Here is a 25,204-nt window from a genome sequence, read left to right on the forward strand (position 1 = left end):
GCTATGCATCCACGGCCTCGGCGACCTCTAACGAACGAAGCGCGGTGTTTTCGATCCTGCGCAGCACGTCGAAGGTAACGGCCAAGTCATCGGCGGAGATACCCCTGTAGAGTTCGGCGCGGACTTTGCGCATCACTTTCAGGATCTCCTCGACCTTGGCTTCGCCGCGCGGCGTGATCTGAAGAACCTTGGCGCGGCGGTCGGTCGGGTCTTCCTGGCGCTCCACCAGACCTTCGGCGGCGAGCAGATCGATGATGCGGACGAGTGAAGGCCCTTCAATGCCGAGTTCGTCGGCGAGGACGCCCTGACGGACGCCTTTGCCGGCGCGCGACAACATGCGCAAGGGATGCGCCATCGCTTCCGAAATCTCGTGTTCCGCCAGTGCCTGGTCGACCCTGCGGCGCCAGATGCGCGCCAGTCGCAGGACAAGCAGGCCGAGCTCCGCCTGAACGATCGAGGATGAGGTTGCCATGAAAAATAGATAGTATCCTATCTATTAGGCTGCAACTTATTTTGATCCTATTCATTCACGTCTTGGTGATGGCGACGAAGGATACAGGGGCCATTCGCGCGGGGCTGCCTCGCTTTCCGGGCGGGAATTCTTGAGCCGCCGATCGGGAAAAAATCCCGATGCTTATTGGCATTCTCATTTGGGGCGGTTGCGCTAACCTAGCTCACCGCAGTTCCCTTGCGCATCAGGGGTTCGGCACTCACTTCCAGCCCGGTCGCAATTGCTCAGCGCGACCGGGCCTTTTTTATGCGTGTCATCCGTTGCGCGGCGCGTATCTCGGTCGGTCGGAATCCGGACCGAGACGTGATTGAATCGTAACAGTCATTAAATCGTCATCGCTGCGACATTCGTTCCGTGCGAATCGGTCTATGCAGCGGCGAAAGTTGCTGCCAATTTTATCGCTCGCGATGAGCGGGGGACACATCGTGACGAGTCTCGATTCAAGCGCTGACATCACGCGCCTCATGGCGCTTGCTTTCGATCATGCATGGGATCGCTTTGTGGTCCCGGGCATACCGGTCGAGGCCGACAGGTTGCGCCCGATCCTGGCGCAACATATCGTTGAAATGGTCCGGCACGGTGAACGCGATCTCGATCGCATCTCAAAAGGCGGTCTGGTTCGCTTGCGCGAGGCCGCGTTCGGCACGCAAGCACCCGCGCGCGTATCGAACCGTCAGCTCAGGCGAGAGCTGCGCGGGTAAGTCGATACGCCGAGAATAGCTTCTGCCAAAGCTTGCCGATCGATTGTCCCGAGCTCATCGCGCGGCACGGCGTCAACCGCCACCAGCAGCTCCGGTATTTTGTCATCCGTCAGTTGCTCGCTGATGGCACCCAGAATGATGTCGATGGCCGCGTCGTCGCTATCGTCTTCCAGTTGTACGACGGCTGCTACACGCTGGCCTAACTCCGGATCCGGCGCGCCAAAGGCCGCCGCATCGCGCACCAGCGGATGGCTCCGCAATGCGCTTTCGATCTCGATCAGAGAAATTTTGGACCCACCGCGCATGATGACCGCATTCTCTTCATCGCGTGTGATTGGGCTCTTCGGCATCGTCATGTGCCTTTCCCGATCAGTCCCTGCCGGCTTCGACGATGGCTTGCGCAAGCCTTGCCGGATTCGTGAAGCACAGTTCGTGGCTGCCAGGTATCTGGACGAGCCGAAACAGTCCGAGCTTTGCCGACAGCACCGGATGAAACGCGAAGCCATGGGGAAGGGCCATATCCTCCGTGCAATTGATGAAGGACTTCGGCAGCGTCATCTCGGCCGGATTCGTGCGCAACACCGCTTTGTCGGTGAATGTCTTGAAGGGCTGTGGATTGAGTCTGTCGTAGGCGCGTTGCGCGGTCTCAAAATCTGCGTCGTTGATGTAGGCTTCGCGCCAGATCGGAAACGGCAACGCAATCGAACCGTCGTCGCCTTTGGTGAGGAGACCAGGGTAGTACGGCGGCACCAGGTCAGTGATCGCTTCTCCGTTGTTGGCGACAAATGCATTGCAGTACACCAGGCGGCGAATGCGATGAGGGACTCGGTCGGCGACACCGGTGATGACCATTCCGCCAGAGCTGTGACCGAGCAGGATGACGTCGTTCAGGTCGGTGTCCGTCAGGAAATCAACGATTGATCGAACCTGCTCCTCAAGCCCTGTGGTTTTGACGTCTCCCGGCCGATTGCCTGCGAGGGTTGGGGTGAAGACCTGATGGCCGGCTGCTCGCATCAAGGCTGCGACGGGCTCCAATTCAGTGCCGGTGTGCCAGGCGGCGTGAACAAGGACGTAGGTCGACATCGTTTTGGATCTCCTCAGCGCTTCATGCGCGGTCAAATCGATCAGATCTCGGCGAGCGCTTTAGGCCCGCGCTCCAGCCGGGCACGCCACGCAATCGTCGTATGGGCGACCTCAGCGAACAGGAGCGCGATGGCGAGCGCCCCCGCGCCAATGAAGGAGAGGAAGTGCGGATCGATCAGCAGAAGCACGACGCCGCCGAGCAATCCGGAGCAGGCGAGGCCGCCGTAGGTCGCGGTGTTGTTCAGAGCCAGCAACAACGGAGCGACATGAGGCGCCGTCTTCACGAGGCGATGTTGCTGCGGCACCATCAGGCCCCATCCGGCAAAGCCCCAAACCGCGAGCGCAATGGCGGCTGTCACCGGATGAGCGGAGGTCCAGGGGAGCAGGGCAAAATTCACAATGGCGATGACGAGTGCGCCGTTGATGATCTTCCGGCTCTCGAACCTGTCGACGAGGCGGCCCGACAGGGCGTTGCCGAGCGTCGAGGCCACGCCCCAGAACAGCAGCAGTCCCGCGAGAATGCGCTCATCGCCGCCGGTGACACGGTCGAACACGAGGCCGGCATAGGTATAGACCATCAGGAAGCCGCCAAACGCGAACAATGTCGTCATCAGCGTCAATGCGATGCGGCTATCGTGAAGAGGTGCCAGCCGCTGGCGAAGCGGCACGCGCTCAGGCTGTGGCACTGATGTCAGAAGCAGCCATAGCCCCGTCATCGCGAGCGCGCCGAGCGCCGCGACAAACCAGAGCGTTGCGCGCCAGCTTCCATACCCGCTGATGAATGTTCCCAAGGGAGCACCGAGCGCCGTGGCGCCGGCAAGGCCTGCCGACACAGTGGAGAGCGCGCGGCCTCGGCGCTCGGGTCCCACAAGAGACGCTGCAACACCGAGGGCGGTTGGTGCGAACATTGCCGCGCCAAGTCCGGCCAAGGCGCGGCTCGCCAGCACCGTGTTGAGGTCGTTTGCAACGGCGCTGATCGCGTTGCCGGCCACGAAAATGCCGAGCGCCGAAACCAGCAACGCCTTTCGCGGCCATGCGCCTGTCAGCGCGGCCATCACTGGCGCCAGGACGGCGAAGGAGAGAGCGTAGACGGTGACCATCTGGCCAGCAAGGCTGATGGACGTGTTGAGTGACGTTGCGACACTGGGCAGGATGCCGGCGACGACAAAGTTATCCGTCCCCATGGCAAACATGCCCATGGCAAGCATGAGTAATCGGCGATCCACGATGTTTCTCGATCTGATGGTTGGGTGAGCTACGGCGGGCACTGCTTCCGAGGCATTGGCGTTGGCCAAATCTCTCAGTGCACGTGGTGCGCGTGCTCCCAGTGCGAGCTTCTGATGACGCTGCAGATGTCCACGCGTTGAAAAGTCGGATCCTTGGCCGCGAGGAAATCGTCGTTGAAGGTGCCGAACGTGCTCGCGGGCCGATGCTTCAACCCGTGATAGAACGCATCGATGACCTTGTTGCCGAAGTCCTTGCCGCGCGGGTAGGCCGCTACGACAGCTTGACGCTGTTCGTCCGTGAAAGTCTCATAACCGCGCCCGGCGATATCCATTCCGGCGCCGACCTGCAGCAAAGCGATCTCGGAGCCCATGAATTCAGGAATGCCCGGCGTTGTATGCAGCGCGATGGCTGTCCAGACTGTTCCGATGTCCTTTTCGGCAATTCCGCGGCTGCGCAAAAATTCGAGCGCGGCATTCGCGCCATCGACTTCGAACCGAAGCTGGCTTTTCTGGTAGCTTTTGGTCAGGCCGATGTCATGAAACATCGCTGCTGCATAAAGCAGTTCAGAATCGAACTTCAGGCCCGTCTGCCGGCCTCTCAAACCGCCCCAGAAATAAACCCGAGTGGAATGGGCGAACAGCAGGTCGCTTTCGGTGTCCCGGACAAACTGCGTGATGTCGCGCGCCAACTGGCTGTCGGGAATCGTCACATCCGCAATGCCGCTGCCCGCGATGTTTGAGTGGCTGGTCACTGGATTTCTCCGTCGTTGAGAAACCGAATATGTCGTCGGGTGGGTCAGAAAACAGTACCGAGATTGGCTATTCTCACTGTACCATTGGGGGATGGCTTCGCTTTCCATTGCAATCGATCGTTCCAGGAAAATACCGCTCGCCGATCAGATTTATCGGGCGATCCGTGAGGCAATCGAGAGCGGACGATTTGCCTCCGGCGCCAGGTTACCGTCGTGGCGGGATCTCGCGGCTCAACTCGGCGTCTCCCGCGGCACCGTGCGCGTCGCCTATGAGCGGCTGATCGCCGAGCAATTCGCGATCGGCCTCGGCGCGTCAGGCACGCGTGTCGCCGAGCGTCCCGCGCAATCAACCGGCGCGGCATCGCCGACGGATGCATCACCGCTTCCGAACATCTTTTATTATGATTTCGGCACCAGGCCGCTTCCTTTTCAGATGGGCGTGCCTGCGCAAGACGGTTTCCCGATCAAGCTGTGGTCGCGCGTTTTGACGCGCGAAGTGCGGCAGGCGGTGATGGCGCCGGTCAGTTATCCTGATCCCCGTGGCGAGCCAGGCCTGCGACAGGAGATTGCCGCTTACCTCGCCATCGCCCGCGGCATTCGCTGCAGCCCATCCCAGGTGTTCATTACGGGGGGATTTTCCGGCGCGCTTGGTCTCGTGATCCAGGGGCTTCAACTGCAAAAAGCCACGGCCTGGATCGAGGAGCCGGGATTTCCGCTGACACGCACGGCACTCGATTTGGCCGGCATCACCGTGAAAGCGATTCCGGTGGATGCAGACGGGCTGGACGTTGCTGCCGGTGAACGGGTCGCGGCTGACGCGGCGTTGGCCATCGTGACACCGGGGCAGCAGGCGCCGCTCGGGATGACGATGTCGCTCGCGCGGCGGCTCGCCTTGCTGGAATGGGCCAAGCGCAACGGTGCCTGGATCGTTGAGGACGATTACTTGAGCGAGCTGCAGCTCACCGGCCGCGCGGCTCCGGCGCTTGCGTCGCTCGATGATGGCGGACGCGTGCTCCACGTCGGAAGCTTCAGCAAGACGCTGAGCCCGACACTTCGTCTCGGCTTCATGGTGGTGCCTCAGGAACTCGTTCGCCGCTTTGGTGACGTCGCCGCGTGCCTCGCGCCGGCGCCGGCCGCCGGCGTGCAGCGAGCGGTCGCGGAGTTGATGCGCGAAGGGTGTTATCTGCGCCATCTGCGTCACATGAAGCGCCTCTATTCGGCGCGTAAGGAAGCTCTCCTCCGTTCGCTTGGTAAGGTCGCACGAGACACCGTGAAAGTGAAAGCGACAGCCGGGCTCGCGGTGGTGGTCGAACTTCCGGGGTCCGTTTCAGATCGAGACGTCGCGTTGCGGGCGTTGCCTTTCGGTCTTGCGCCGTCCGCTCTGTCGTCCTGGTACACGCAGCCTGTCAAACAGCGGGGATTGCTGCTCGGTGTCACCAACATCCACGAAGATCGCGTGCTTGCGGATTGCAAGCGGCTGATCGAGCTGGTGCGTTAAGCGCCGCTTGTGAGGGAACTCGTCTTCATTCGCGATGTGGCCCTGCGTGCGGTATCGAACTGGCCTTCGTGAATCTTTTCGATTCAGCTAAACGTTTAATGGTGGCGATTGCGTTACCCGAACGATACAGCCAACTTTCGGTTGGGGATGACCTGCGTTGTAGAGTAGCAAAAGCAAATCAGGAGCGATGACGAATGCCATTGGCGAGGCGGCAGGGCTGCGAACTTTACTGGGACAAACAAGGTGAGGGCCCGCCTCTTATCCTTGGTGCAGGTTTGGGTGGCGTGGGAGCTTACTGGACTCCGAACCTGCCGGGTTTGACGAAGCACTTCACGGTCTATCGATTCGATCAGCGGGGCACCGGGCAATCCGGCCGGACGGTGGTCGACTCCATCGAACAGATGTCTGCGGACCTTGTGGCTGTCATGGACGACGCCGGTCTCGATCGGGCGATGTATCTCGGCCACTCGACGGGCGCTGCGATCGGCGTCGCGACTGCCCTGGATCATCCCGAACGTCTTTCCGCGTTGATGGTCTATGCAAGTACGACGTGCGGTGACGACTATCGCCGCAAGATCCTCGGCCTCCGGACAAAGATCTTCGAAAGCCTCGGCGTGGCGGACTATGCCAAATACAGCACGCTGCTGCTTTATCCGCCGTACTGGATCAATGCCAATCCGGACGAAGTCGCAAAGATCGAGGCGGCCACGGCAACGCAGCTCGCCAACCCTCAGATCCAGGAGAGCCGGTTCGAAGCGATCCTGAACTTCGATCGCCGTACCGAGCTTTCGCGCATCGGTATCCCGACGATGATCCTGTGTGCCGACGACGATATTCTCACTCCGAAATATTTCTCCGAGGAATATGCTCGCCTGATTCCGGGAGCCCGCCACCATTGGGAGCCGCGCGGCGGCCATGCCTTGTCCCGCACGGAGCCCGAGATATTCGACAAGATCGCGATCGAGTTTTTTAAAGGGAAGAAATCATGAGGACTATTCGTCTTGCGATAGCGTTGACGTTGTTGCTGTGCTGTGGTGCGCGCGCCGATGACTGGCCGACGCACAATCTGCGCATTGTCGTTCCGTTTCCTGCGGGCGGAAGCGCCGACACCCAGGCGCGTGTCATCGCTGACGAGCTGCAGAAAAAGCTTGGAAAACCGGTGATCGTGGAAAACAAGCCGGGCGCCGGCGGCAACATCGGCGCCGTGGAGGCCGCTCATTCGGCACCGGATGGATACACGCTGTTCATGGCGACCACCGGAACCCATGCGGCCAACGTCAATCTCTATGAAAAGCTGCCCTACGATCCGGTGAAGGATTTCCAGCCGCTGACGCTGGTGACGATCTATCCGCAGGTCATCACACCGAGCGTCAAATTCAAGGACCTCGATCTGAAGAGCCTGATCACGGCGCTCAAAAAGGAGGGCGACAAGCTGAACTTCGGATCGTCGGGCGTCGGCTCGCCAACCCACCTCGGCGGTGAATTGTTCAATCGCGAAACAGGAACGCATCTCATGCATGTTCCTTATCGCGGCCAGGGCCCTGCGATCACGGATATGATCGGCGGGCGGCTCGATATGATGTTCCCCTCGGTGCCGGATGCCCTTCCGATGCTGCAGTCCGGCCAATTGCGAGCGGTTGCGATCATGTCGGAGACGCGGTCGAAGCTGCTGCCCAACGTCCCGACAACGAAAGAACTCGGTTACCCGACGCTGCAGAGCGCAATCTGGGGCGCTCTCTACACCACGGCCGGTACACCGAAGCCGGTCGTCGACCGCCTCGCCAAGGATGTTGCCGCCATCGTGAACTCTCCTGCATTCAAGGATAAGTTCGAAGCCATGGGCTTCGAGGTGAAGCCGTCCACCCCCGATGAACTCGGCGCATTCGCCGCTGCCGAGACCAAGCGTTGGGGCGAATTGATCAAGGCCGCAAACATCAAGGTCCAATAACGAGGAGGGAAACCAATATGCCTGTTGAAATTATCACGCCGCCGAACCCGCCGCCGCCACTCGCGCCTTACTCGTCCGGGACGAAGGCCGCGGGCTTCATCTATACGTCCGGCATGCTGGCCATCGGTCCGAAAGGCGAAACGGTCGGCGTCGGCGACATTCGCGAGCAGACCCGTGCCGTGATTGAAGCCGTCAAGGCCACCATCGAGGCCGGCGGCGGCACGCTGAAGAACGTCATGTTCAACCATATCTTCCTGAAGGACATGTCGGACTATGCGGCGATGAACGAGGTGTACAAGCAATACTTCAACGATCATCTGCCGGCGCGTTACTGCATCCAGGCGCCTCTGGTGCGCCCCGAGTTTCTGGTGGAGATCGCGTCAACGGCCTACGTTGGAACGTGAGGGTTGAGGCTGCTGTAAACTAGCGATTGAGCGCTGTTGCAGCGTCGCGCTTTCCTGTTAGACAGAAATCGTCGTTCGATTGAAATCCCGGTCAGCCTGCATGGGCTGGCCGGGATTTTTATGGAGGCGTGCTCACCACTTGATGCGGAAGCCCGCGGTGCCACCGACGCTGTAGTTGTCGTCGAATTTTCACCAGTGCCTCGCAGCTTAAGTCTGTGAAGCTCCCCACTTCAACCGACGATATGAGTGTCTACACGCGTCCACAGCGTTTTTTTCGCTTGGTCATAGACTTATTAAAGCATCCCGCGACGCGCATGCCTGCCATCGCGCATTCCAGACAATTTTAATGGAGCGTTGACCGCGATCTATCGCACCGCGATACTCGTGCGTGGGAGAAACTGAACAACGAGAATGTGTATCGCGTTTTCATCAAATGCGATGGAACTCGATCACGAGCTTTCAATTCGCAAGTGCCAACATCAGGGCCATTGTTTCTCCAGTCTTCCTCGGTCCTCGCGTTGGCTTTGAGGGCTCACTGTTCCCGGTCAGTTTCGCTGACCGGGATTTTTTCTGTAAGCATGGCTTGCGCTCCAATCCCTCCTTCTCCTCTATTTCGAGTCTGCTTCCGTCCCATCCTGCGCCGGATCTTCGGCTTGATAGCGAGCTTCTCCTTCGGCTTGTTTGCAAGCTCAAGAAGAACGTCTGCGTGGCAAGGCTCATCCAGCGGGCACCAGCAGGCGAGATTTTTTCCGCGCAGGGTTTCAATCGGAAACGGTGCGCCGCGCCGCGCGCAGTCCTTGATCCACAGGCGATACATCGCTACAGCGTCTGCAGCGTCGCGAATGACATGGCCGGCTCTCCGGCCGAACCAGGATGGATGATCATCGCCGAAGAAATTCGCGATCGGATCCGCAACTTTCGCGCCGACCTTCCATGGATTTCCCCAGTCCGTCGGGCGGCCGACGTAAACCGTGTTGGCTGGCATCTTCCAGCCCTTGATGCGCTCGCGCTGAATGCGGATCGGCATTGACATGGCCACTCTTGGCTCCCTCATGGCACGCTCAATCCTGCCCATGCCATTAACATGGTTCAGCTCACGGCGTTCCTGATTAAGGTGTTCATTCGAACGAAAGGCCGACCAGGTGAATGGCACATGAACATAAGCATCATTTCAAATGAAAACGGCCCGATGCTTTGAAGCACCGGGCCTGTGTTGCCGACATTAAGAAGCTTAACGCTAAGTTCGTTCAACTAAACTTTGCGGATGGCGAACGAGCCATCGCGTCGCTCTTCAAGCGAACATTTGTGTTTTTTGACCAGCGCCTCTATCGCAGCCCTCGCCACAGCGCGATCGGTGAATCCTTGCAGCTGTTCGGGATGCAAAATCAGCGTTGTCTCTCGGAATCCAACGATCTTAGTCGGGTTTCTGTCACTTGCTCCCCAGGCTTCCTGTCGCGGTAGCGCTTCCAGCGCGTCATCATACGACCTCAAAAGCTCTTCCAGTGCGTTCATTCATTATCCTTCTCCCCCGCGAACTCGGTTTCTTAGCTCAAGCTCTGATTGAGCGCCAGCGGCTTATCAACCGTCGATGTGGCGGCGGTGTGGCGCGATGTATCATTTGATACGATCGCCCGGAGATTTGAGTTCTAAGTTCAGGTGGGGGCTTGACATGACTCAGGATGACGATGGCGGCACACCTCACGAACCGAACCTGGACACCGCAAGACATCGTGCGGCTTAAGCAGATGGTTGAAACCGGCGTCTCCGCACAGCGAGCTTCGGTTGCGTTTCGTCGCAGTCTCGTCGCTGTGAAAAGCCAGGCGAAGAAGTGCGGCTTTCCCTTCCCGGATGAGCGCGAGCTGAAGCGGAAGCGGCAAGGACTGGAAACCCAACGGATCGATCAGAAAGCGACCTTCGAAAAGCGACCTTCGATTAAGGCGTGAGCGCCGGCCGCGATCTTACAATCACGACGCATCGTTGAGGCGTCTTGAAATGCGATGTTCGTGATGGGCTCATCATGAGCTGTTCCACGGACAGCTTGGAACAATGCGGCGGTCCTTCAAAGGAACCAATTCGGCCACCATGGCTTGTCGCCGATACGCTTTATGACGGAGACCGCCATGACAACCGCAAAGACCATTTTGGCCGGAACTGCGGCGCTTGCCATCCTCAGCTCGGCGGCTTTCGCCCAAGATGCGAAACAGGAGTCGAAGCAGGAGCCGAAGCAAGCGGCGCAGCAGGATTCCCAGACAGGGATCCTGACCAAGATCGACCGGATCCATGGCACCGTCACCATTCAGCGCGAGGACAAGGAAAGCACCGTCGGCTCGAGCGCCGGTGCCGCTGGAGAAGACTTCAAAGCGCAACGCGGCTTGTCGCTGGAAGACGTCCATGCGGGTGACAAGGTTAAGTATTCCGCAACGGGAACAGGTGAGGGCAGGACCATCACCAAGCTTGAGAAGCAGAAGGAATAGCGCTGATCACATGCGCCCGGATGCGGCCATAGATCAGGCTATTGCCAAAACGGCGCGCGAGCGCGTCGGTGGCTGCTTGCGTCGCCTCTTCCAGACGTAAAGGGGCGCGTGCCTCGATCTCATTCCTGAGCGGCGTTCCTTGACAATATGCAATGGCCGCATCGTCCGGCGTTGCGGCCCGGCTGACATGGTCGATCGTCTCGATTGAAATGTCAGAGAAGCCGGCAGCAGTCAGGTCCTCGCGAATTTTTTCAACATCGTGATAGCCGTGCGGGATACGCGCCATGAACAACGGCGGGTTCTGCGGAAAGAGCGAAGCCAGTGCCTCGGTGACGACATCGGCAAATTCGTTGTCGGAGATTCGATCCCACACATTGAACATCAAATAGCCGCGTGGCTTCAGAACACGGCGGGCCTCGCTGAAGCCTTTCACTTTGTCGGGGAAGAACATGACACCGAATTGACAGGTGACGACATCGAAGCTGTGGTTCTCGAACGGCAGTGCCAGCGCATCGGCCTGCCGCCACGTGACGCGATCCTGCTGCAATCGTGCGGCGGCGTAATCAAGCATCGGCTGATTGAGATCGGTGGAGACGATCCGCGCGGTCGGGGCAAGTTTCGCGGCGAGGGCGCGGGTCAAAACCCCGGTGCCCGCCGCGATCTCCAGTAAATTTTGCGACTCGGTCCGGGCGATGCGGTCGGCCAGATCGCGGGCGTAGGGCTCGAAGATGAGCGGCACCAAGAAGCGGTCGTAAATTTCGGGAATCGAGCCTGCGAAGTTCGTATCCGCGGCTGTCATGGCCGTTCTCCGCCAGGAGAGGCCAACCCTTCCGACATTGCTGCTAGCAACAACATTCCAATCAGGCGTAACATTCGCAATCCTCCCGGTTGGAAGGGCAAGTTACGAAGTCGCTGACGAAATTGGCCGGCAATCCTTGCGAGTGAACGGAGCTGCACATTTGCCCTATCGTCAACTCAGCCATTTTACGTATGCGGCTGGCATCGTTGCGCAGTCAGGGCGGATAGACGTATCGTGTGCCGATGTTGTGATCGTTCAAGCCTTGACGGCCCGACAGCGACCCAGTTTTAGTTCGGGCGAACGGCTGCAGGCTTGATTCTTCGACAGCCTGAAATAACTTTGTGTACATTCCGTGATTGGAGAATTGGTGATGCGATCATTTCAAAGCGTTGCGATGAGCATCGCATTCTCGGCCTTGGCGGCGGCGGGCGCGACCTGCGCTTTCGCCGAAGGCAAGCCGGTTGCCGTTCAGATCGTCGATCAGATGAATGCGCTGTACGGCGCGCATCCGCACACACGCGCCAACCACGCCAAGGGCGCCGTATTCGAAGGCACGTTCACGCCGGCCAAGGGTGCCGATGCCTTCAGCTCGGCGGTCTTCCTCAAAGGAGCGCCGACGCCGCTGACCATCCGTTTTTCCAATTCGGGCGGCGTGCCGACCGCGCCAGATACTGATCCATCGACCGGCGGTGTCCGCGGCATGGCGATCAAATTCAAGCTCCCCGATGGAAGCGAGGCCGACATGGTCTGCATTTCGCAAAACGGATTTCCGGTCGCGAGCGGCGAAGATTTTCTCGCCCTGCTGAAGGCGGTCGGTGCAAGCGGCCACAACGCGCCCAAACCGACGCCGGTCGAACAATTCCTGTCGAGCCATCCGGCTGCACACACGTTTGTCACAAGGCCAAAGCCTGTGGCGGTCAGCTACGGCACGGAGCACTTCTTCGGCGTCAATGCGTTCAAGTTCACCAATGCGCAGAACGTGAGCAAATTCGGCCGTTACCGCATCGTGCCCGAGAGCGGCACAGCCTATGTGAGCGACGAGGAGGCCGCCAAGCGTCCCCCGAATGCGCTTGCCGATAATTTGCGGGCATCGCTCGACAAGGGACCGGTGAAGTATCGCCTCATGGTTCAGGTCGCCGACGCCAACGATCCGACCAACGATGCCACCAAGGTGTGGCCGGACAGCCGGCCGTTGGTGGAGCTCGGTGAAATTGCGGTGACCAAGGCGTTGGACACGCAGAAGGTCGAGAACGAGTTGCTGTTCCTGCCGACCAACGTGACGGCCGGCATCGAGCCCTCGGACGATCCGATCATCAACACGCGCACTGAAGCTTATGCGGAATCGTTCGGCCGCCGCAGTCAATAGAACCTCCCTGGCGGATGCACGCCGCCTGATGCCGAAATCGTTGTTCGCGCAAGCCTTGACGGCTGATCGGTCCGCCAGTACCCGCTGATCGTGTTGCGCCCTCATCGGGCGTGACACTTCGGCGACGCGGATCGAACTGCGAACGGTCGGTCAGCCATGACGATTTCCGGCTTCTTTGAAGGCACCGGCATGCCTGACGCCGGATGGTGGGAGGCGCTGTGGCCGGATCCCGCCAAAGTGCTGACCGACACAGGCATCGCGCCCGGCATGAATGTTGTTGATCTTTGCGCGGGCGACGGCTGGTTCACATGGCCGATGTGCGCAATCGCGGAGAGCGTGCTCGCCATCGATATCGACGTCGAAATGTTGGAGCGCGCCAAAGTTCGTTTTGTGGAACGCGGCGGCGTGGACAATTGCACATTCGTCACGGCCGACGCCTACGACATCGCCAAGGTGGTGCCAGGCCCGGTCGATCATGTGTTCATGGCCAATGCGTTTCACGGCGTGCCGGACAAGCCGCGTCTGGCGCGCGCCGTGCACGATGCGCTCGAGCCCGGCGGATTGTTCGCCATCGTCAACTGGCACGCGATGGCGCGCGAAGAGACGCCGGTGCTTGGCAAGCCGCGCGGTCCCGCCACAGCGTTGCGGATGACGCCAGAGGAAAGCATTGCGAGCGTCGCGCCGAGCGGACTTCGCGTCCACCGTCAGCTTGACGTCTCGCCCTATCATTATGCCGCGGTCTTCGAACGGGTGCGTTGATGCTCCTTTGCCAGTCGCAGGAGCGCTCGTTCCGGCGAAGGCGGTAACAACCCAAAGCTGTTCTGAAACCGGGTGGTTTGGACCAGGATCGGATGCGACATTGATCGTCATAAGAGAATGACGACCAAGAGGAGTGACGATCATGAACTTTCGCATCGTCGGATTACCAGCCGAAAACTTCGCCCATCTGTTCACGCTGTCCGATAGCGATCTCGCGGCGGCCGGCGGCGTGCGCCGCAAAGCCGATTATCCCTATCCCTGCCGGGTGAGCCTCACGGACGCGGAGCCGGGCGAGGAGTTGGTGTTGGTCAACTACGAACATCATCCGGTCGATTCGCCGTATCGCATGCGGTTCGCAATCTTCGTGCGCCAGGGCGACGAGACCTACGACAAGGTGAATGAGGTGCCTGAACAGCTTCGAAAACGCGTGCTGGCCGTGCGATCGTTTGATGACAACGGCATGATGGTCGCGAACCGGCTGGTTGAGGGGCGGGAGCTCGAGCCTGTGATCGAAGAGCTGCTCACGCCCGACCGTGCCGCCTATCTGCATATCCACTTTGCATCGGCCGGCTGTTACGCGGCCAAGGTGGAGAGGGCATAGCCTGCTCTAACATTCCGCGGCGCTTCACATTATATATCGTGTCCCGCACCCGTCACGGGCGCAGCATGTCCATGTGAATCTCCCCGGGAGACGACGTTGATCCCCTTTTCCGTTCTCGACCTTTCGCCCATCGGGGAGGGCAGCAGCGCGGCGCAGGCCTTCCGTAACTCGCTCGATCTCGCGCAGCATGCCGAGCGCTGGAATTACAAACGCTTCTGGCTCGCCGAGCATCACAATATGACCGGCATCGCGAGCGCCGCGACCTCCGTGGTGATCGGTCACATCGCGGGCGGCACCAAGACCATCCGCGTCGGCTCCGGCGGCATCATGCTGCCGAACCATTCACCGCTGGTGATCGCCGAGCAGTTCGGCACGCTGGAGGCATTGTTTCCCGGGCGTATCGATCTCGGGCTCGGCCGAGCGCCGGGCACCGACCAGCGCACCGCGCGGGCGATGCGTCGCGATCTCATGCAGGCCGCTGAAAATTTCCCGCAGGATGTCCTCGAATTGCAGGCGCTGCTCGGCCCCATACAGCAGGGGCAGGTGATCCGCGCTGTGCCTGGCGCAGGGTCGAATGTGCCGCTCTGGATCCTTGGCTCCAGCACCTTCGGCGCGCAGCTCGCCGCCATGCTTGGCCTGCCGTTCGCGTTCGCCTCGCACTTCGCGCCGCAGTCGCTGATGGATGCACTCGATATTTACCGCACGCGCTTCGAGCCGTCGGCGCAGCTCGACAAGCCTTACGCGGTGGTCGGCGTCAACATCTTCGCGGCGGACACGGAAGCACAGGCGACACGCCTGATGACGTCGCTGCAGCAGCAGTTCGTCAATCTGCGCCGCGGCACGCCGGGGCAATTGCGACCGCCGGTGGACAGCATGGACGATCTATGGTCGCCGGCCGAGCGCGTTGGTGTTGAGCAGTCGCTGGCCTATTCGGTGGTGGGCACGAAGGACATGGTCGAGCGTGGCCTGCGCGCGATCATCACCGAGACCGGCGCGGATGAATTGATGCTGACCGCGCAGATCTTCGATCATGCCGCGCGGCTGCGTTCGTTCGAGATCGGCGCCGAGGTGCGCGATGTGCTTGCCGCCAAGCGCGCGGCAGCGAATGCGGGAATGTAGGAGCTGTCGTAAATTCCCCGCTTAGCTCAACCGATATTTGGCGACGGCGTCCTTGTCCCAGGCGAGCCCGTTGCCGGGACGGTTTGGGATGATGGCCTTGCCGTCCTTGATCTGCAGCGGCTCCTCCAAAATCGGATTGGCCCAGTCGACATATTCGAGCCAGTGGCGGCCTGGCGTTGCGGCCATCAGATGTGCGCTCACTTCCGGGAAAAGATGCGACGAGAGCTCGCGGTTGTACGCAGCCGCAAGTCCCGCCGCGCGCTGCCAGCCGGTAACGCCGCCGATCCTGTCGAGATCGATCATGATGTAGTCCGAGGCGCCGGCTTCCAGCGCCGCGGCCATCGGCGCAAGGCCGGTGAAATTCTCGCCGATCTGGATCGGCGTTTTCGCCGCCTGCGCGATCAACGCCATGTGCCGGTAATCATCATGCCGTACCGGTTCTTCGATCCAATAGATGCCTTCTCCGTCGAGGGCCAACGCATATTCCATCGCGCTGGAAAATGTCAGGGCCTGGTTGAAATCGACCATCAGCCGCGCCGTGTCCGGCAAGCGCTTGCGCACCGCCCTGACGGTCGCAAGGTCGTCCTCGAGGTGGCTTCGTCCAAGTCTCAGCTTGACGGCAGTGAAGCCGCCTTCCAGTAGCGCTTCGGCTTCATCCGCCGCTGCCTCCGGTGACATCAGTCCGAGCCCGTTGCTGTTGTAAGCGAGGATCGGTTCAAGCCCGGCGCCGAGATAGGTCGCGAGCGGCATGCCGGCGGATTTCGCCGCCGCATCCCACACCGCCGTATCGACCGGTGACGCCACCATGGTCAGCGGCCCGGCGAGGCCCGGCAGCTTGAAATATCGCGAAACAGTCTCGGCAAGTGCGAGCGGGACCAGCGGCTGGCCCGCGAGATGCTCGCTCAGTTCGGCCACGATCGGCACGAGCGACTGCGCGATCGATGGCAGATAGCACCATGCATAGCCATGGCCGCTGACGCCGTCCTCGGTCAGGAGATCGACCAGCAGCAGGCTCGCTTCTGCGATGCGCTTGGCGCTGGTGCCGAGCGGCCGCTTCATCGGCACTTTGACCGCGGTGGCGGAGAGAGAACGGAGAACGGGGGTTTGTGGGGTCTTCAATCTGTTTCCTCCGCACGACGAGCCAACGCGGTTGGGCTTGTCTGTTGTTATCAGGCCGCCGATCTAAAATGCGTCGCGCCCGGTGGTCAACGGCGGGTGGCGCAGCGGCGTCACGATGAAAATGCAGATTGCGTTTGTGAGGAAAGCTCGGCGCGGCCGGCAGCGTCGGATAGTTGATCAACGGAGAGATCGCTTTACGCGGATGCTGACAAGACGCAGGGCCGGTTGGCGGGGTGAGAACGACGCCCCAACCGGCCTTGCGCTTCCCACGCCGCGACGACGGGCGGCTGCGGCGAAATTTTCAAAGCAGCCCGGCAGGCTCATGTCAGACCTGCCGGGCCAAGGGGCATCGCCGTCTGAATTCGGAGGGGAGCGACAGCGATGACCACGCGCACTTTGATAAACGATGAACACGGGAAACGTTCCGGCAGTGTGCAGCTTCACACGCGTTGATCGATCTATCCATGGCTGCAGGTCAAGTGCGCGCGCTGCTCATCCATGGCCAGCATTCCGCTGGACTGTGTGCGGCGAAAGCGTGAAACGCCGATCTGGATGCTGGAGAGCGCGTTCCGCTGCCGCCGCTGTTCACGGCCGGGGTACCGGCCCCCGGTCTATCTTGTGAAGCTGACAAAGGAACGGGAGATCGCCGCCTGCTGGTATCACCCGCAAGGATCTTGGTGTTTGGCTTTGATTCTCAAGCTCAACTCATCATGGTCATGGTGTAGGCGAGAATTGCGATCAGCGCGACGCCGCCGAATGCCGCGACGCCAAGGCAGACCCGCTGCGGTGTCGAGATGGTGTCGAGCACATCTCTATTGTCGATCCGTTGTCGAAGGGTCGTTTGGTCGTCCATTCTCAAACTCCCTTGCCTGTTACGGGGGGAGAGGGCGGGAGCGCGACGGTCTCTCAGTCACCGATGGTTGCCACGGGCGTTGCGGTGATGGAGTGAGTGTGGACCTCTCAGGCCAGATAGCCAGTCTGGAATTTCACTAATTTCACGGAACGATTGAACCGCCACAGCCCGGTCGCATTGCTGCGAAGCAGCGCTGGCGCAGAGTCATGAGGCCGGTGAGGCGCGTCGGTGAGTTTCAGGCTTCGCGCCAACGTAAGAAAGCCCGGCCGGATTGCCATAGGGAACAATCCGGCCGGGCTTTTGATCACGTCTGTGTGGTTTCCACGTCGATAACGCGCTTCGCGCCAAATTGTTCCAGCGCAAATGTCGCCATCGACCCGGCGCGTACGGTCAGCCTCTCTATCGACCTCGCGGTTGAGAAGCGAATTGTGGCAGAGCAGGCATCACAGGCATTCGTCACGAGCGCGGGCACCCGCCCGGCTGTCCCAGGCGGGTACCCAAGCCTCTCGGGGCCCGATTGCGGTACGCATGACTCTAGTCTCCGCAATCGCGAGAGGAGCTATTTCATGATGGCTGCGCAGTAGATGATAAGAACAATAAGTGCGAACGCGCCGAACCCCGCAACCCCCAGACAGATGCGCTGCGGCAGCGCGACGATTTCAAAATCCCTTGATTCAATCTGTTCACGAATAGTGCGCTGGTTACTCATCACGCACGTCCCCAGCCGTCAGCATCATGTGCGGAAGGCTTTTCCGCTCATGGATGGATGGCACATGTTGTACGGTGAAGTTACCCACACAGATTGAGCCCGCGTTGTGGAAAAAGCGAGTCCTTTTTTAAAAAAGCGCTTGATCTCGCCACGATACTGCTTTGATCGCACGCACCGCGTGCTGTTATCCAATATGCCAGCGCTTATTGCGCTTGCTGCGTGTGGCGCGTCCTTATGAGCAGCGTCAACCCGATAAAGTTTAAGTCAATCGCGCACCGGTTTGCGAAGAGAAACGGTGATGCACGGAGAGCATGCGTCCTTCAGATCAACATCCTTATGGATGGTACGTCAGCGAGCGGATACGCCCGGGTGGCGCGATTAAAGTTGACGTCATCGTAAGCCCTGCTGGGCGATTTAATTCGGGCTGGCAACGATGTCTTTAGCGCTCAGTGCAAGTCACGCTCCGCGTTTCGAAAGGCTGGAGCAATCTGCAATGATTTGTCGGGAAACCGACATCACCGTGTCGCGCTGCAAGTTGAACGCGATCTCGGCGGCGCGTTAGGTGAGCAACGCTGACCCAAGCGAGTTTGAATCAAACGCAACGCGCCCGCGACGGCTTCAGGCGCGGAGCTTCGCGCGTGGCTCTGGCCTCGGCATGCCGCCGGGCGCTGACAGTTTGCTTGCTCGTGTAAGCGCCGATGTGTGCCGTCGCGAAGACGGAGGACAATTTATCTGTGATGTTCCGCATCGCGTGAGGCTGCAGCTCGCACGGTGGAGTTGCATAACAGCGTGCGAGGCCTTAACTAAAAGCATTACTTTTGATCGACGCATATTCGCAAGCACCGCAATTTAAGCTCACCGAATGATCCCTTGTGCTGATCACTGGTTGAAACTGGAATGGCAAAGTCCTCGAAGCTCGTAGCAGCAAAGCGTGGCCGCGTGCTCCTCGTCCGGAGGCGCAGCGATGGCCGATGGATGTTCCCCGGCGGCCGGCGCCGCAGCGGGGAGAGCGAGAAACGCTGCCTGCGCCGGGAGATCAAAGAAGAGCTGCCGAAGCTAAAGATCGGGAGGCTCAAGCTTTGGAAGGATGTTCGCACAGAGAATAAATACTCCGGCCGCCGGATGAGCGATGCGATCTTCCTGGCTGATAAGGTCTCCGGCGATTTGATGATCGGCGACAAGCGTGAGCTTGACCGCGTCGGCTGGCATAAGCCGCGCGGCCTGCGGCTGACGCCAACCTCGCGCTACATCCGCGACAAGCTGTTCCCTCCGCGCGCGAAGGGCAAAGCCAAGCTGCGGCGCAAGATCCGCTGAAGCGGCTCGCGTCTCACCGCTCGATTAATGATGGGGCGGTGGGGTCAGCTGCTCGGCGCCAGGTTCGGCTGGTGCCGTATATCCGCTGAGCAGAAGTTTAATCTTCTCTTCGCGCTCTGAACGTTCCTGCGCACGGAAGGCGAGTTCGGCTTGCTCGAACGCATCAAGCTCGCGTTCGATCTGCTCAATAATGTCCTTGTTATCGCTGGGCCACGGCTCCGAGTGCATCGACATGGGACATCTCCAAACGCATTACGCTGTACACTTCACACGGCACTCGCGTCCGATGACCTTGCATCATCGGTATTGTCTCGTTCGGTGATCGAAGACTAAACCGCCGCACGCACGGCCAGCAATACTGAAAATGAGTGTGTTTGACAGGCCCGGCCGACCACTCTTGCGCGTGAAAGCGAGAATGATCGACCGGACCGCGCGCGGCCAGAACCCCCGTCGGGTCGGCGCTGCGTGTCATGAAAATGAAATGGGTGTTGTCCCCGCCGTCAAGTACGGAATCGGGCGGCTCATGAAGCAGGACGCGTCGATCAGCGTGTGCCTGCTGCGTTGACGATGGCGGGCGTTTGCGACGTTGGAAGGAATTTCTTCGATAGTGCGTGATAGACGCTTTCCGGACATATCATCTTGGATGCGCTGTTCGCGATCAGCGCAGTGAGCATGATCGGAACGATGAGCGCATGATTTTCCGTCATCTCGGACACGATGACGAATGAGGTAATCGGAGCTTGCACCACGCCGGTCAGGTAGGCTGCCATACACAGCACACCCAGCACGGCGACGGGAACATGCGGGATGAGGGGGGCGATATTGCGCCCGATTCCGGCCCCAACGGAGAGCGAAGGCGAAAACAAACCTCCCGGGATGCCGCTGACCATGGTCAACGCGGTGGTGATCAGCTTCAACGGCGCAAAGGCCGCCGACGTCTGCTCGCCTCGGAGCACGGCGCGCGCCTCCTCGTAGCCGGTGCCGTAGATGTCGACCTGGCCTGCCATGGCGCAAAGAACGATCAGTAATCCGCAAAGCACCGCAAAGGCGATCGGATACCTTTTGATGAGGGCTCCGACCTTGCCGGGAAGCCCGCGCGACACCTCAATTACGATCCGGCTGAAGACACCGCCGGCCAGACCGCACACCACGCCGGCGAGCGGCACGGCGATCCAGTCCCGCCCGATGGGGAGGGTCGCCAGCGTCGAGCCGAAATAGGCATAGTCACCGACGAGGGCGAGGGACGTCAGACCGGCCGCGATCACGGTGCCGAGGATCAATCCGCTGGTTCGTATTTCGAAGGATCGGCTCATCTCCTCGATACCGAAGATGATGCCCGCCAGCGGCGCATTAAATGCGGCGGCAACGCCGGCGGCGGAACCGGCGAGCAGGAGACCCGGCTGGCGGTGAGGCTCCAGGCGACCCAACGCAAACATGGTGGCTGCGCCAACCTGAATGGTCGGTCCTTCGCGCCCTGCCGATGCACCGCACAGCAAGCCGAACATCAAGAGCACGACTTTGAAGACCGCGGTGGGGATGGAAACCAGCGATTGCCGGATGGACTGGGTGTCGATCTGATGGGCGGCGATGACCTGGGGGATGCCGCTACCGGCCGCGTTCGGGGCGTATCGCCGCGTCGACCACGCGGCGAGGCCAAGCCCCAGCGGCGTGACGATTAGCGGCGACCACCAATAGGCCGCATGCATCGTCCGGAAGATGTGCTGCGCGAGGTCCGCCAGATAGGCGATTGCGACTGCAATGCCGCCGACGGCGAGACCCCCGGCCACGAAGAAAACCCGCCGTTGCCAGCGCGGCATCCACTTGAGACGGAATGTTTTGCGGAGGAAACGAAGAAGGAGGGAAGCTTTAGGCATTTAATTGAATTACCGGCAATCAAATGCGGGCGCCACTATCAAAACACGCGTGATGCTTATGCATCCGCACTCGCGCCGCTCGCCTGCTGGGCAGGATGTTCACCTGGGGGGCGTCGATGAGCGAGCCCGGACGATGGATGGGATATCCGTAATCAGCCGACCGGGCTCGCTGCTTTCGACAGCAATGTCTTGATACTTGGCGGAAGTTAACATTTAGGCGCTTTGCTTGACGCATTCGCCAGAAGTTTGACGACAATTAAATGGAACTTTGGTCGTCATCTTAGTTCCAGTTCGAGCCTTAAGACCGATGGCTTGGCATTCGGCATCGCGATTGTCCGGCGGACTTGTTTGCCTCGCCATGCTGGAAGGCAGCGATGCGCGGGGAGCTTGCGATGAGCCGAAATTCGGATCGCTCAAATGTGAAACAGTTTTGAAGCTGGCACGTTAACGGATCAGTGCCATCGCCCGCCGTTCATCAAACGGCGCCTGTCGCGGATAGCCAAAGGTCCCAAAGACCCGCTGTTCCCAAACAAGCGCGCGCACGGATAGCCAAAGGCGATGGCGCTTTTGTGCCCGATGCCGGCTCAGGTCGAATTTGCGGGCTGCGCCTCGGGAAACTTCCATTTTCCATTGAGAATGTCCGGGCGGGGGCGATACATCCGCACGGTGTAGTTCCAGCCCTTGGTGATCGGCAGGCAATTGGGAATCTTGCCATCGCAACCACCAAACTGCACATCCACCGAACCGTCGGCGTTCTTCTTTGCAGTAAGGTCATTCAACGAATAGGCGTTGTACTTGTTCGGCTCGAAGAAGCCTTTGTCATTATAGACGCTGATCGACCAGAACGCTTCCACTGGTACGTTCTTCACACGCAGCTTGTAGATGGTGTTGCCGTCGTTCTTTGGCGGCGTAAAGCTGGCATACGCGGCGTCCTTGTCCGGATTGCCGCCCCAGCCAGCAGCGGTGCCGAGCAAATGGCGTATAGGATCGACTTGACCTTTGGCGCCAAACGCGTTCTTGAAACCATCAGCGGTGGAGGCGAGCACCAGCAGGGCGTCGCGCACCTTCTTCTGTGATGTCTCATCCCAGTTCGGGATTTCGAACTTTCCTTCGGCCTTCTGCTGAACAGTGATCGCGTCCTGCAGCGCATGCACTTCTTTCAGGTCGTTCGGCTCCGTTGGGTTCACCAGCGTACGCACGCCGACCATGACATAGCGCGTGCCGGCCTTCTCCTTAGAGATCGTCAGCTTGCGAGGCGCATAAGCTACCGGGATGGGGACGTAATGATCCTGGTTGATGACTTGCGCCGACATGAAGCGCTTGCCGCTGTTGGGGAGCGTCACCGTCACGGGCCCGGCATCGAGATCGAACGTGCCCCACGAATAAAGTGTATCGCGGTTCATGCGGATCACGGTCTGCTTGTCGATTTCCGTCGGCGTGCGGTTGTGCGCGAACTTGCCGAAGCCGCCGTCCTTCGTCGTCTTCGCCATGTACATGTCGGATTCTGCACGGGGAAAATTATCGACGGTGACGGGGACCGGAGACCCTGATTGCGCGTGCGTGGTGGAAAGGGAAGAAATCAAAGCGATTGCAGCGAAAATTGAACGCATCTTGTCGTCCTCCTGCATGCCGAAGAAGGGAGCATAACAGAGAGGTGACGGAAGATAAGGCAAAGCGGAGCGTGCTGGCGAGGCGCGCGGAATCGAAAGCGGTCAGGTCTGGAGGAGACCGGACCCCAGGCAATCGCCGATTCATAACCAAACGGGTGATGCTCGGCTTGCGTGGTGCGATCAGCCTTACAGTGCGCGGACGATGTGCATGGCGGCGATCAACGCGCCGACCGAGAGCACGACGGAGGCGATCATGTAGGCGACTGCCGAGAAGCTTTCGCCGCGCTCAACGAGAGACCAGGCATCGAGGGAGAAGGTGGAGAATGTGGTGTAGCCGCCGCAGATGCCGACGGTGAGGAAGATGCGCGCCGCCTGCGGCAAATCCCACTTGCTGGCGAACAGGCCGACGAACGCGCCGATCAGGAACGAGCCGGTGACGTTGATGATCAGCGTGCCCCAGGGGAAGTCGGTGCCGAACAGCTTGCCGGACCCGACGCCGACCAGATAGCGCAGCACCGAACCGGTCGCGCCGCCGGCGGCCACTGCCAGAATGAAAAGGGGATTCATACGCTCATGCTCCTGCGCGCGCTCTCGCGCGTGTTGTAGGAGTCATCAGCCACTATGGCGGTTGTCGGGGGCACCCCATCCCCATCCGTATATAATGTCTATTTACTCGCCGCCGGATTGCGGTTCAAGTCCGGATGAGGCGCCGTAGCCAAGGAACCGCGCCTTGGTTGCTCAATGCGGTCATCTCATTGACCTGCGTCAAATGCCGCTGCCGAACGTCACAGTCTGCTGTGTCTCGGAGACGGGGTCGTCCATGCGGGTCGTTGCGCCCAACAACGAGACTAGCCCATCTGCCGTATCGTCCTGCGATGCGGTCGACGTGGTGATGCAGTTCGGCGCCATGATGATCGGCGCCGGCAATACCGCGACCCGAACGCGCGAAATGATGGACGCGGTTGCACGGAGACTAGGTCTCGACGGTCTCGCGGTCAGTTTCTCGCTCGATAGTATCACCGCCAGCGTTCGCCATTCCGGCGGATGGATGACGGTCGTGCGGGAAACCGGGCCGCCGGCGGTCAATGTCTCGCAGATCGCCGAGTTGGAGCGGTTTATCAAAACGCTGGGACCAGAGCCGGCACCGCATGACATCAAACTCAAGCTCGCGACGATCAGAGCCGCGGCACACCAATATTCCGTATCGCAGATCGTGGCAGCGGTCGCGATGGCGAGCGCGGGGTTTGCGTTTATCAACGGCGCTGCTGTACCGGAAATGATGGCTGCGGCTATTGGCGGCGGAATTGGCCAGTGGCTGCGAATGAGATTGTCTCGTATCCGACTCAACCATTACGGAGCTGTCGCATTGTCTGCCGCGGCGGCGTCGGGGATCTTCGTGATAGTCGCTCGATTGGCGGGATTGGCCGGTTGGGAATTTGTGCATTATCCAGCAGGCTTTATCGCGTCGGTGCTGTTTCTCGTTCCAGGCTTTCCGCTGATTGCCGGCCTGTTCGATCTCTCGCAATATCAGGCCGTTGCTGCCGTCAGCCGTTTCGCCTATGGCGCGATGCTTTTGCTCTCGGTCGCTTTGGGCCTCAGCTTCGTGATTGCGGTCGCGGGAATTGACATTACGCGGCAGCCGCCGCTTGAGCTTACCTATGCGCTGAAATTTCTACTGCGGGGCGTTGCAAGCTTCATTGCGGGCGGCGCTTTCGCAATGGTGTTCAACACGCCCTGGCGCATGGCGCTGGCGGCCGGTTGTCTCGCATTGGTGGCGAACAGTCTGCGCTTCATTCTCACCGACATGGGCATGATGCCGGCGCCGGCCGCATTTTGCGCGGCGTTGGTTGTCGGGCTGATTGCCATCCTGTTCGATCGTCAGCTCAATGTGCCGCGCCTTGCGCTGACAGTGGCGCCGATCGTCATCATGATACCGGGCATTTCTGCATTCGAGATGATCGTGCTGTTCAACCACGGACGCATGGTCGAGGCCCTTCAGGCATCGGCTGCTTTCGGGTTTGTCATTGGCGCCTTGGCGATGGGGTTGGCAACGGCGCGGTTTTTCAGACCGAAAAATGTGGCGCCGCTACCTTAGCGACATCAACCCAACAGTATTCGTACTGTTCGTCACTTGCCCTGCTTCGACGGCCTGTCAGTAGCTGCGCCGGGCTGCGCTTCTTCGCACTTCGGGCATACCAGCGAGCGGCGGCGGCCTTCGAAGACGACAGTCATCTCCGATTGGCAGCGGGGGCAGAGGTCACGACTTGTCATTGCGCTCTCAGGACTGAGGCGAAAGCACAAAACTTTCAGTCACCGGTGATGCCAAGTCGGGAAGCGGTGATGGGAACGACGATACGTCGGGTTCCGCCCGGATGCGAGCCCTGTTTAGAGGCATTTTTGGTCCGGTTCCGGACGCTATCTGGATAAGTTCCATAGTGCATCGTTGCCGCACCCACCGTGCTACCTCTCGACAGAATGGAACTT

The 25,204-nt window shown here is 60.2% G+C and carries 28 protein-coding genes and 1 riboswitch; of the genes, 13 read left to right on the plus strand and 15 right to left on the minus strand.

Annotated features, from left to right (window positions below; all coding sequences use genetic code 11):
* Window position 1: 1 nt before the first annotated feature.
* Entirely contained in the window at window positions 2-472 is a 471-nt protein-coding gene (locus ACP0KA_RS18805) for a MarR family winged helix-turn-helix transcriptional regulator (RefSeq protein ID WP_424630246.1), read from the minus strand.
* A 464-nt stretch (window positions 473-936) separates the two neighbouring features.
* Between ACP0KA_RS18805 and ACP0KA_RS18810 the strand changes: the two genes are divergently transcribed.
* Window positions 937-1,212, plus strand: a complete 276-nt coding sequence (locus tag ACP0KA_RS18810; protein WP_424630247.1) for a hypothetical protein — start codon at window positions 937-939, stop codon at window positions 1,210-1,212.
* Here the strand turns inward: ACP0KA_RS18810 and ACP0KA_RS18815 are convergent.
* From ACP0KA_RS18815 to ACP0KA_RS18830, 4 genes are all read right to left on the minus strand, one after another.
* Window positions 1,185-1,568, minus strand: a complete 384-nt coding sequence (locus tag ACP0KA_RS18815; RefSeq protein ID WP_424630248.1) for an AMP-binding enzyme — start codon at window positions 1,566-1,568, stop codon at window positions 1,185-1,187. The genes ACP0KA_RS18810 and ACP0KA_RS18815 overlap by 28 nt on opposite strands.
* Window positions 1,569-1,581: 13 nt before the next feature.
* Window positions 1,582-2,295, minus strand: coding sequence for an alpha/beta fold hydrolase (locus ACP0KA_RS18820; protein ID WP_424630249.1), 714 nt, complete (start codon window positions 2,293-2,295; stop codon window positions 1,582-1,584).
* A gap of 41 nt (window positions 2,296-2,336) precedes the next feature.
* Window positions 2,337-3,521, minus strand: a complete 1,185-nt coding sequence (locus tag ACP0KA_RS18825; RefSeq protein WP_424630250.1) for an MFS transporter — start codon at window positions 3,519-3,521, stop codon at window positions 2,337-2,339.
* 74 nt (window positions 3,522-3,595) lie between these two features.
* The gene (locus ACP0KA_RS18830; RefSeq protein WP_424630251.1) at window positions 3,596-4,273 is read right to left on the minus strand and encodes an HD domain-containing protein; all 678 of its coding nucleotides are present in this window, start codon (window positions 4,271-4,273) and stop codon (window positions 3,596-3,598) included.
* Between the two features lie 91 nt (window positions 4,274-4,364).
* Between ACP0KA_RS18830 and ACP0KA_RS18835 the strand changes: the two genes are divergently transcribed.
* The 4 genes from ACP0KA_RS18835 to ACP0KA_RS18850 all read left to right on the plus strand — a co-directional run bounded on the left by ACP0KA_RS18835 (window position 4,365) and on the right by ACP0KA_RS18850 (window position 8,123).
* Window positions 4,365-5,771 carry a PLP-dependent aminotransferase family protein gene (locus tag ACP0KA_RS18835; protein ID WP_424630252.1) on the plus strand — a complete coding sequence of 469 codons (1,407 nt, stop codon included), beginning with the start codon at window positions 4,365-4,367 and terminating at the stop codon, window positions 5,769-5,771.
* 194 nt (window positions 5,772-5,965) lie between these two features.
* The gene (locus ACP0KA_RS18840) at window positions 5,966-6,760 is read left to right on the plus strand and encodes an alpha/beta fold hydrolase (protein ID WP_424630253.1); all 795 of its coding nucleotides are present in this window, start codon (window positions 5,966-5,968) and stop codon (window positions 6,758-6,760) included.
* Window positions 6,757-7,719, plus strand: a complete 963-nt coding sequence (locus tag ACP0KA_RS18845) for a Bug family tripartite tricarboxylate transporter substrate binding protein (RefSeq protein WP_424630254.1) — start codon at window positions 6,757-6,759, stop codon at window positions 7,717-7,719. The genes ACP0KA_RS18840 and ACP0KA_RS18845 overlap by 4 nt, the downstream gene beginning before the upstream one ends.
* 17 nt (window positions 7,720-7,736) lie before the next feature.
* A complete protein-coding gene (locus ACP0KA_RS18850; RefSeq protein ID WP_424630255.1) occupies window positions 7,737-8,123 on the plus strand; it encodes a Rid family hydrolase in 387 nt (128 codons plus the stop codon).
* Window positions 8,124-8,655: 532 nt separating this feature from the next.
* Here the strand turns inward: ACP0KA_RS18850 and ACP0KA_RS18855 are convergent.
* A complete protein-coding gene (locus tag ACP0KA_RS18855; RefSeq protein ID WP_424630256.1) occupies window positions 8,656-9,276 on the minus strand; it encodes a DUF4326 domain-containing protein in 621 nt (206 codons plus the stop codon).
* 98 nt (window positions 9,277-9,374) lie between these two features.
* Window positions 9,375-9,635, minus strand: a complete 261-nt coding sequence (locus ACP0KA_RS18860) for a hypothetical protein (RefSeq protein WP_424630257.1) — start codon at window positions 9,633-9,635, stop codon at window positions 9,375-9,377.
* Window positions 9,636-9,808: 173 nt separating this feature from the next.
* Between ACP0KA_RS18860 and ACP0KA_RS18865 the strand changes: the two genes are divergently transcribed.
* Complete coding sequence (locus ACP0KA_RS18865) at window positions 9,809-10,066, plus strand: hypothetical protein (RefSeq protein ID WP_424630258.1); 258 nt, start codon at window positions 9,809-9,811, stop codon at window positions 10,064-10,066.
* A gap of 177 nt (window positions 10,067-10,243) precedes the next feature.
* On the plus strand, window positions 10,244-10,597 hold the full coding sequence (locus ACP0KA_RS18870; RefSeq protein WP_424630259.1) for a copper-binding protein: 354 nt from the start codon (window positions 10,244-10,246) through the stop codon (window positions 10,595-10,597).
* On the opposite strand, the gene ACP0KA_RS18875 is transcribed toward ACP0KA_RS18870, so the two are convergent.
* Window positions 10,569-11,396, minus strand: a complete 828-nt coding sequence (locus ACP0KA_RS18875; protein WP_424630260.1) for a class I SAM-dependent methyltransferase — start codon at window positions 11,394-11,396, stop codon at window positions 10,569-10,571. The genes ACP0KA_RS18870 and ACP0KA_RS18875 overlap by 29 nt on opposite strands.
* A gap of 370 nt (window positions 11,397-11,766) precedes the next feature.
* Between ACP0KA_RS18875 and ACP0KA_RS18880 the strand changes: the two genes are divergently transcribed.
* From ACP0KA_RS18880 to ACP0KA_RS18895, 4 genes are all read left to right on the plus strand, one after another.
* A complete protein-coding gene (locus ACP0KA_RS18880; protein WP_424630261.1) occupies window positions 11,767-12,762 on the plus strand; it encodes a catalase family peroxidase in 996 nt (331 codons plus the stop codon).
* Window positions 12,763-12,918: 156 nt separating this feature from the next.
* Window positions 12,919-13,521, plus strand: coding sequence for a class I SAM-dependent methyltransferase (locus ACP0KA_RS18885; protein WP_424630262.1), 603 nt, complete (start codon window positions 12,919-12,921; stop codon window positions 13,519-13,521).
* Between the two features lie 142 nt (window positions 13,522-13,663).
* A complete protein-coding gene (locus ACP0KA_RS18890) occupies window positions 13,664-14,122 on the plus strand; it encodes a DUF1203 domain-containing protein (protein WP_424630263.1) in 459 nt (152 codons plus the stop codon).
* A 96-nt stretch (window positions 14,123-14,218) separates the two neighbouring features.
* Window positions 14,219-15,241 carry an LLM class flavin-dependent oxidoreductase gene (locus tag ACP0KA_RS18895; RefSeq protein ID WP_424630264.1) on the plus strand — a complete coding sequence of 341 codons (1,023 nt, stop codon included), beginning with the start codon at window positions 14,219-14,221 and terminating at the stop codon, window positions 15,239-15,241.
* A gap of 21 nt (window positions 15,242-15,262) precedes the next feature.
* Here the strand turns inward: ACP0KA_RS18895 and ACP0KA_RS18900 are convergent, their stop codons facing one another.
* The 3 genes from ACP0KA_RS18900 to ACP0KA_RS18910 form a co-directional block, all read right to left on the minus strand.
* Complete coding sequence (locus ACP0KA_RS18900; protein ID WP_424630265.1) at window positions 15,263-16,360, minus strand: enolase C-terminal domain-like protein; 1,098 nt, start codon at window positions 16,358-16,360, stop codon at window positions 15,263-15,265.
* A 700-nt stretch (window positions 16,361-17,060) separates the two neighbouring features.
* The gene (locus ACP0KA_RS18905) at window positions 17,061-17,213 is read right to left on the minus strand and encodes a hypothetical protein (protein WP_424630266.1); all 153 of its coding nucleotides are present in this window, start codon (window positions 17,211-17,213) and stop codon (window positions 17,061-17,063) included.
* 559 nt (window positions 17,214-17,772) lie between these two features.
* Complete coding sequence (locus tag ACP0KA_RS18910; RefSeq protein ID WP_424630267.1) at window positions 17,773-17,922, minus strand: hypothetical protein; 150 nt, start codon at window positions 17,920-17,922, stop codon at window positions 17,773-17,775.
* An 897-nt stretch (window positions 17,923-18,819) separates the two neighbouring features.
* Here ACP0KA_RS18910 and ACP0KA_RS18915 point away from each other — a divergent pair.
* Window positions 18,820-19,236 (plus strand): NUDIX hydrolase, encoded by a 417-nt coding sequence (locus ACP0KA_RS18915; RefSeq protein WP_424630268.1) that lies wholly within the window; start codon window positions 18,820-18,822, stop codon window positions 19,234-19,236.
* Window positions 19,237-19,260: 24 nt separating this feature from the next.
* Here the strand turns inward: ACP0KA_RS18915 and ACP0KA_RS18920 are convergent, their stop codons facing one another.
* The 4 genes from ACP0KA_RS18920 to crcB form a co-directional block, all read right to left on the minus strand.
* The gene (locus ACP0KA_RS18920) at window positions 19,261-19,470 is read right to left on the minus strand and encodes a hypothetical protein (protein ID WP_424630269.1); all 210 of its coding nucleotides are present in this window, start codon (window positions 19,468-19,470) and stop codon (window positions 19,261-19,263) included.
* A 308-nt stretch (window positions 19,471-19,778) separates the two neighbouring features.
* On the minus strand, window positions 19,779-21,023 hold the full coding sequence (locus tag ACP0KA_RS18925) for a chloride channel protein (protein ID WP_424630270.1): 1,245 nt from the start codon (window positions 21,021-21,023) through the stop codon (window positions 19,779-19,781).
* Window positions 21,024-21,694: 671 nt separating this feature from the next.
* Complete coding sequence (locus ACP0KA_RS18930; RefSeq protein WP_424630271.1) at window positions 21,695-22,720, minus strand: DUF1254 domain-containing protein; 1,026 nt, start codon at window positions 22,718-22,720, stop codon at window positions 21,695-21,697.
* Window positions 22,721-22,906: 186 nt separating this feature from the next.
* The gene (gene crcB, locus ACP0KA_RS18935; protein WP_424630272.1) at window positions 22,907-23,287 is read right to left on the minus strand and encodes a fluoride efflux transporter CrcB; all 381 of its coding nucleotides are present in this window, start codon (window positions 23,285-23,287) and stop codon (window positions 22,907-22,909) included.
* A gap of 29 nt (window positions 23,288-23,316) precedes the next feature.
* Window positions 23,317-23,379: riboswitch (Fluoride riboswitch) on the minus strand.
* A 71-nt stretch (window positions 23,380-23,450) separates the two neighbouring features.
* Here crcB and ACP0KA_RS18940 point away from each other — a divergent pair.
* Complete coding sequence (locus ACP0KA_RS18940) at window positions 23,451-24,815, plus strand: threonine/serine ThrE exporter family protein (RefSeq protein ID WP_424630273.1); 1,365 nt, start codon at window positions 23,451-23,453, stop codon at window positions 24,813-24,815.
* The last annotated feature ends 389 nt before the right edge of the window (window positions 24,816-25,204 follow it).

The organism is Bradyrhizobium sp. SYSU BS000235 (assembly GCF_049747295.1).
Taxonomy (GTDB): Bacteria; Pseudomonadota; Alphaproteobacteria; order Rhizobiales; family Xanthobacteraceae; genus Afipia.

Bases quoted from the DNA above. Each gene is read 5' to 3' on its own strand.
- ACP0KA_RS18805 (WP_424630246.1), bottom strand. From the start codon at position 472: ATGGCAACCTCATCCTCGATCGTTCAGGCGGAGCTCGGCCTGCTTGTC.
- ACP0KA_RS18815 (WP_424630248.1), bottom strand. From the start codon at position 1,568: ATGACGATGCCGAAGAGCCCAATCACACGCGATGAAGAGAATGCGGTC.
- ACP0KA_RS18820 (WP_424630249.1), bottom strand. From the start codon at position 2,295: ATGTCGACCTACGTCCTTGTTCACGCCGCCTGGCACACCGGCACTGAA.
- ACP0KA_RS18835 (WP_424630252.1), top strand. From the start codon at position 4,365: ATGGCTTCGCTTTCCATTGCAATCGATCGTTCCAGGAAAATACCGCTC.
- ACP0KA_RS18840 (WP_424630253.1), top strand. From the start codon at position 5,966: ATGCCATTGGCGAGGCGGCAGGGCTGCGAACTTTACTGGGACAAACAA.
- ACP0KA_RS18845 (WP_424630254.1), top strand. From the start codon at position 6,757: ATGAGGACTATTCGTCTTGCGATAGCGTTGACGTTGTTGCTGTGCTGT.
- ACP0KA_RS18850 (WP_424630255.1), top strand. From the start codon at position 7,737: ATGCCTGTTGAAATTATCACGCCGCCGAACCCGCCGCCGCCACTCGCG.
- ACP0KA_RS18860 (WP_424630257.1), bottom strand. From the start codon at position 9,635: ATGAACGCACTGGAAGAGCTTTTGAGGTCGTATGATGACGCGCTGGAA.
- ACP0KA_RS18865 (WP_424630258.1), top strand. From the start codon at position 9,809: ATGGCGGCACACCTCACGAACCGAACCTGGACACCGCAAGACATCGTG.
- ACP0KA_RS18870 (WP_424630259.1), top strand. From the start codon at position 10,244: ATGACAACCGCAAAGACCATTTTGGCCGGAACTGCGGCGCTTGCCATC.
- ACP0KA_RS18875 (WP_424630260.1), bottom strand. From the start codon at position 11,396: ATGACAGCCGCGGATACGAACTTCGCAGGCTCGATTCCCGAAATTTAC.
- ACP0KA_RS18880 (WP_424630261.1), top strand. From the start codon at position 11,767: ATGCGATCATTTCAAAGCGTTGCGATGAGCATCGCATTCTCGGCCTTG.
- ACP0KA_RS18885 (WP_424630262.1), top strand. From the start codon at position 12,919: ATGACGATTTCCGGCTTCTTTGAAGGCACCGGCATGCCTGACGCCGGA.
- ACP0KA_RS18890 (WP_424630263.1), top strand. From the start codon at position 13,664: ATGAACTTTCGCATCGTCGGATTACCAGCCGAAAACTTCGCCCATCTG.
- ACP0KA_RS18905 (WP_424630266.1), bottom strand. From the start codon at position 17,213: ATGGACGACCAAACGACCCTTCGACAACGGATCGACAATAGAGATGTG.
- ACP0KA_RS18910 (WP_424630267.1), bottom strand. From the start codon at position 17,922: ATGAGTAACCAGCGCACTATTCGTGAACAGATTGAATCAAGGGATTTT.
- ACP0KA_RS18915 (WP_424630268.1), top strand. From the start codon at position 18,820: ATGGCAAAGTCCTCGAAGCTCGTAGCAGCAAAGCGTGGCCGCGTGCTC.
- ACP0KA_RS18920 (WP_424630269.1), bottom strand. From the start codon at position 19,470: ATGTCGATGCACTCGGAGCCGTGGCCCAGCGATAACAAGGACATTATT.
- ACP0KA_RS18930 (WP_424630271.1), bottom strand. From the start codon at position 22,720: ATGCGTTCAATTTTCGCTGCAATCGCTTTGATTTCTTCCCTTTCCACC.
- crcB (WP_424630272.1), bottom strand. From the start codon at position 23,287: ATGAATCCCCTTTTCATTCTGGCAGTGGCCGCCGGCGGCGCGACCGGT.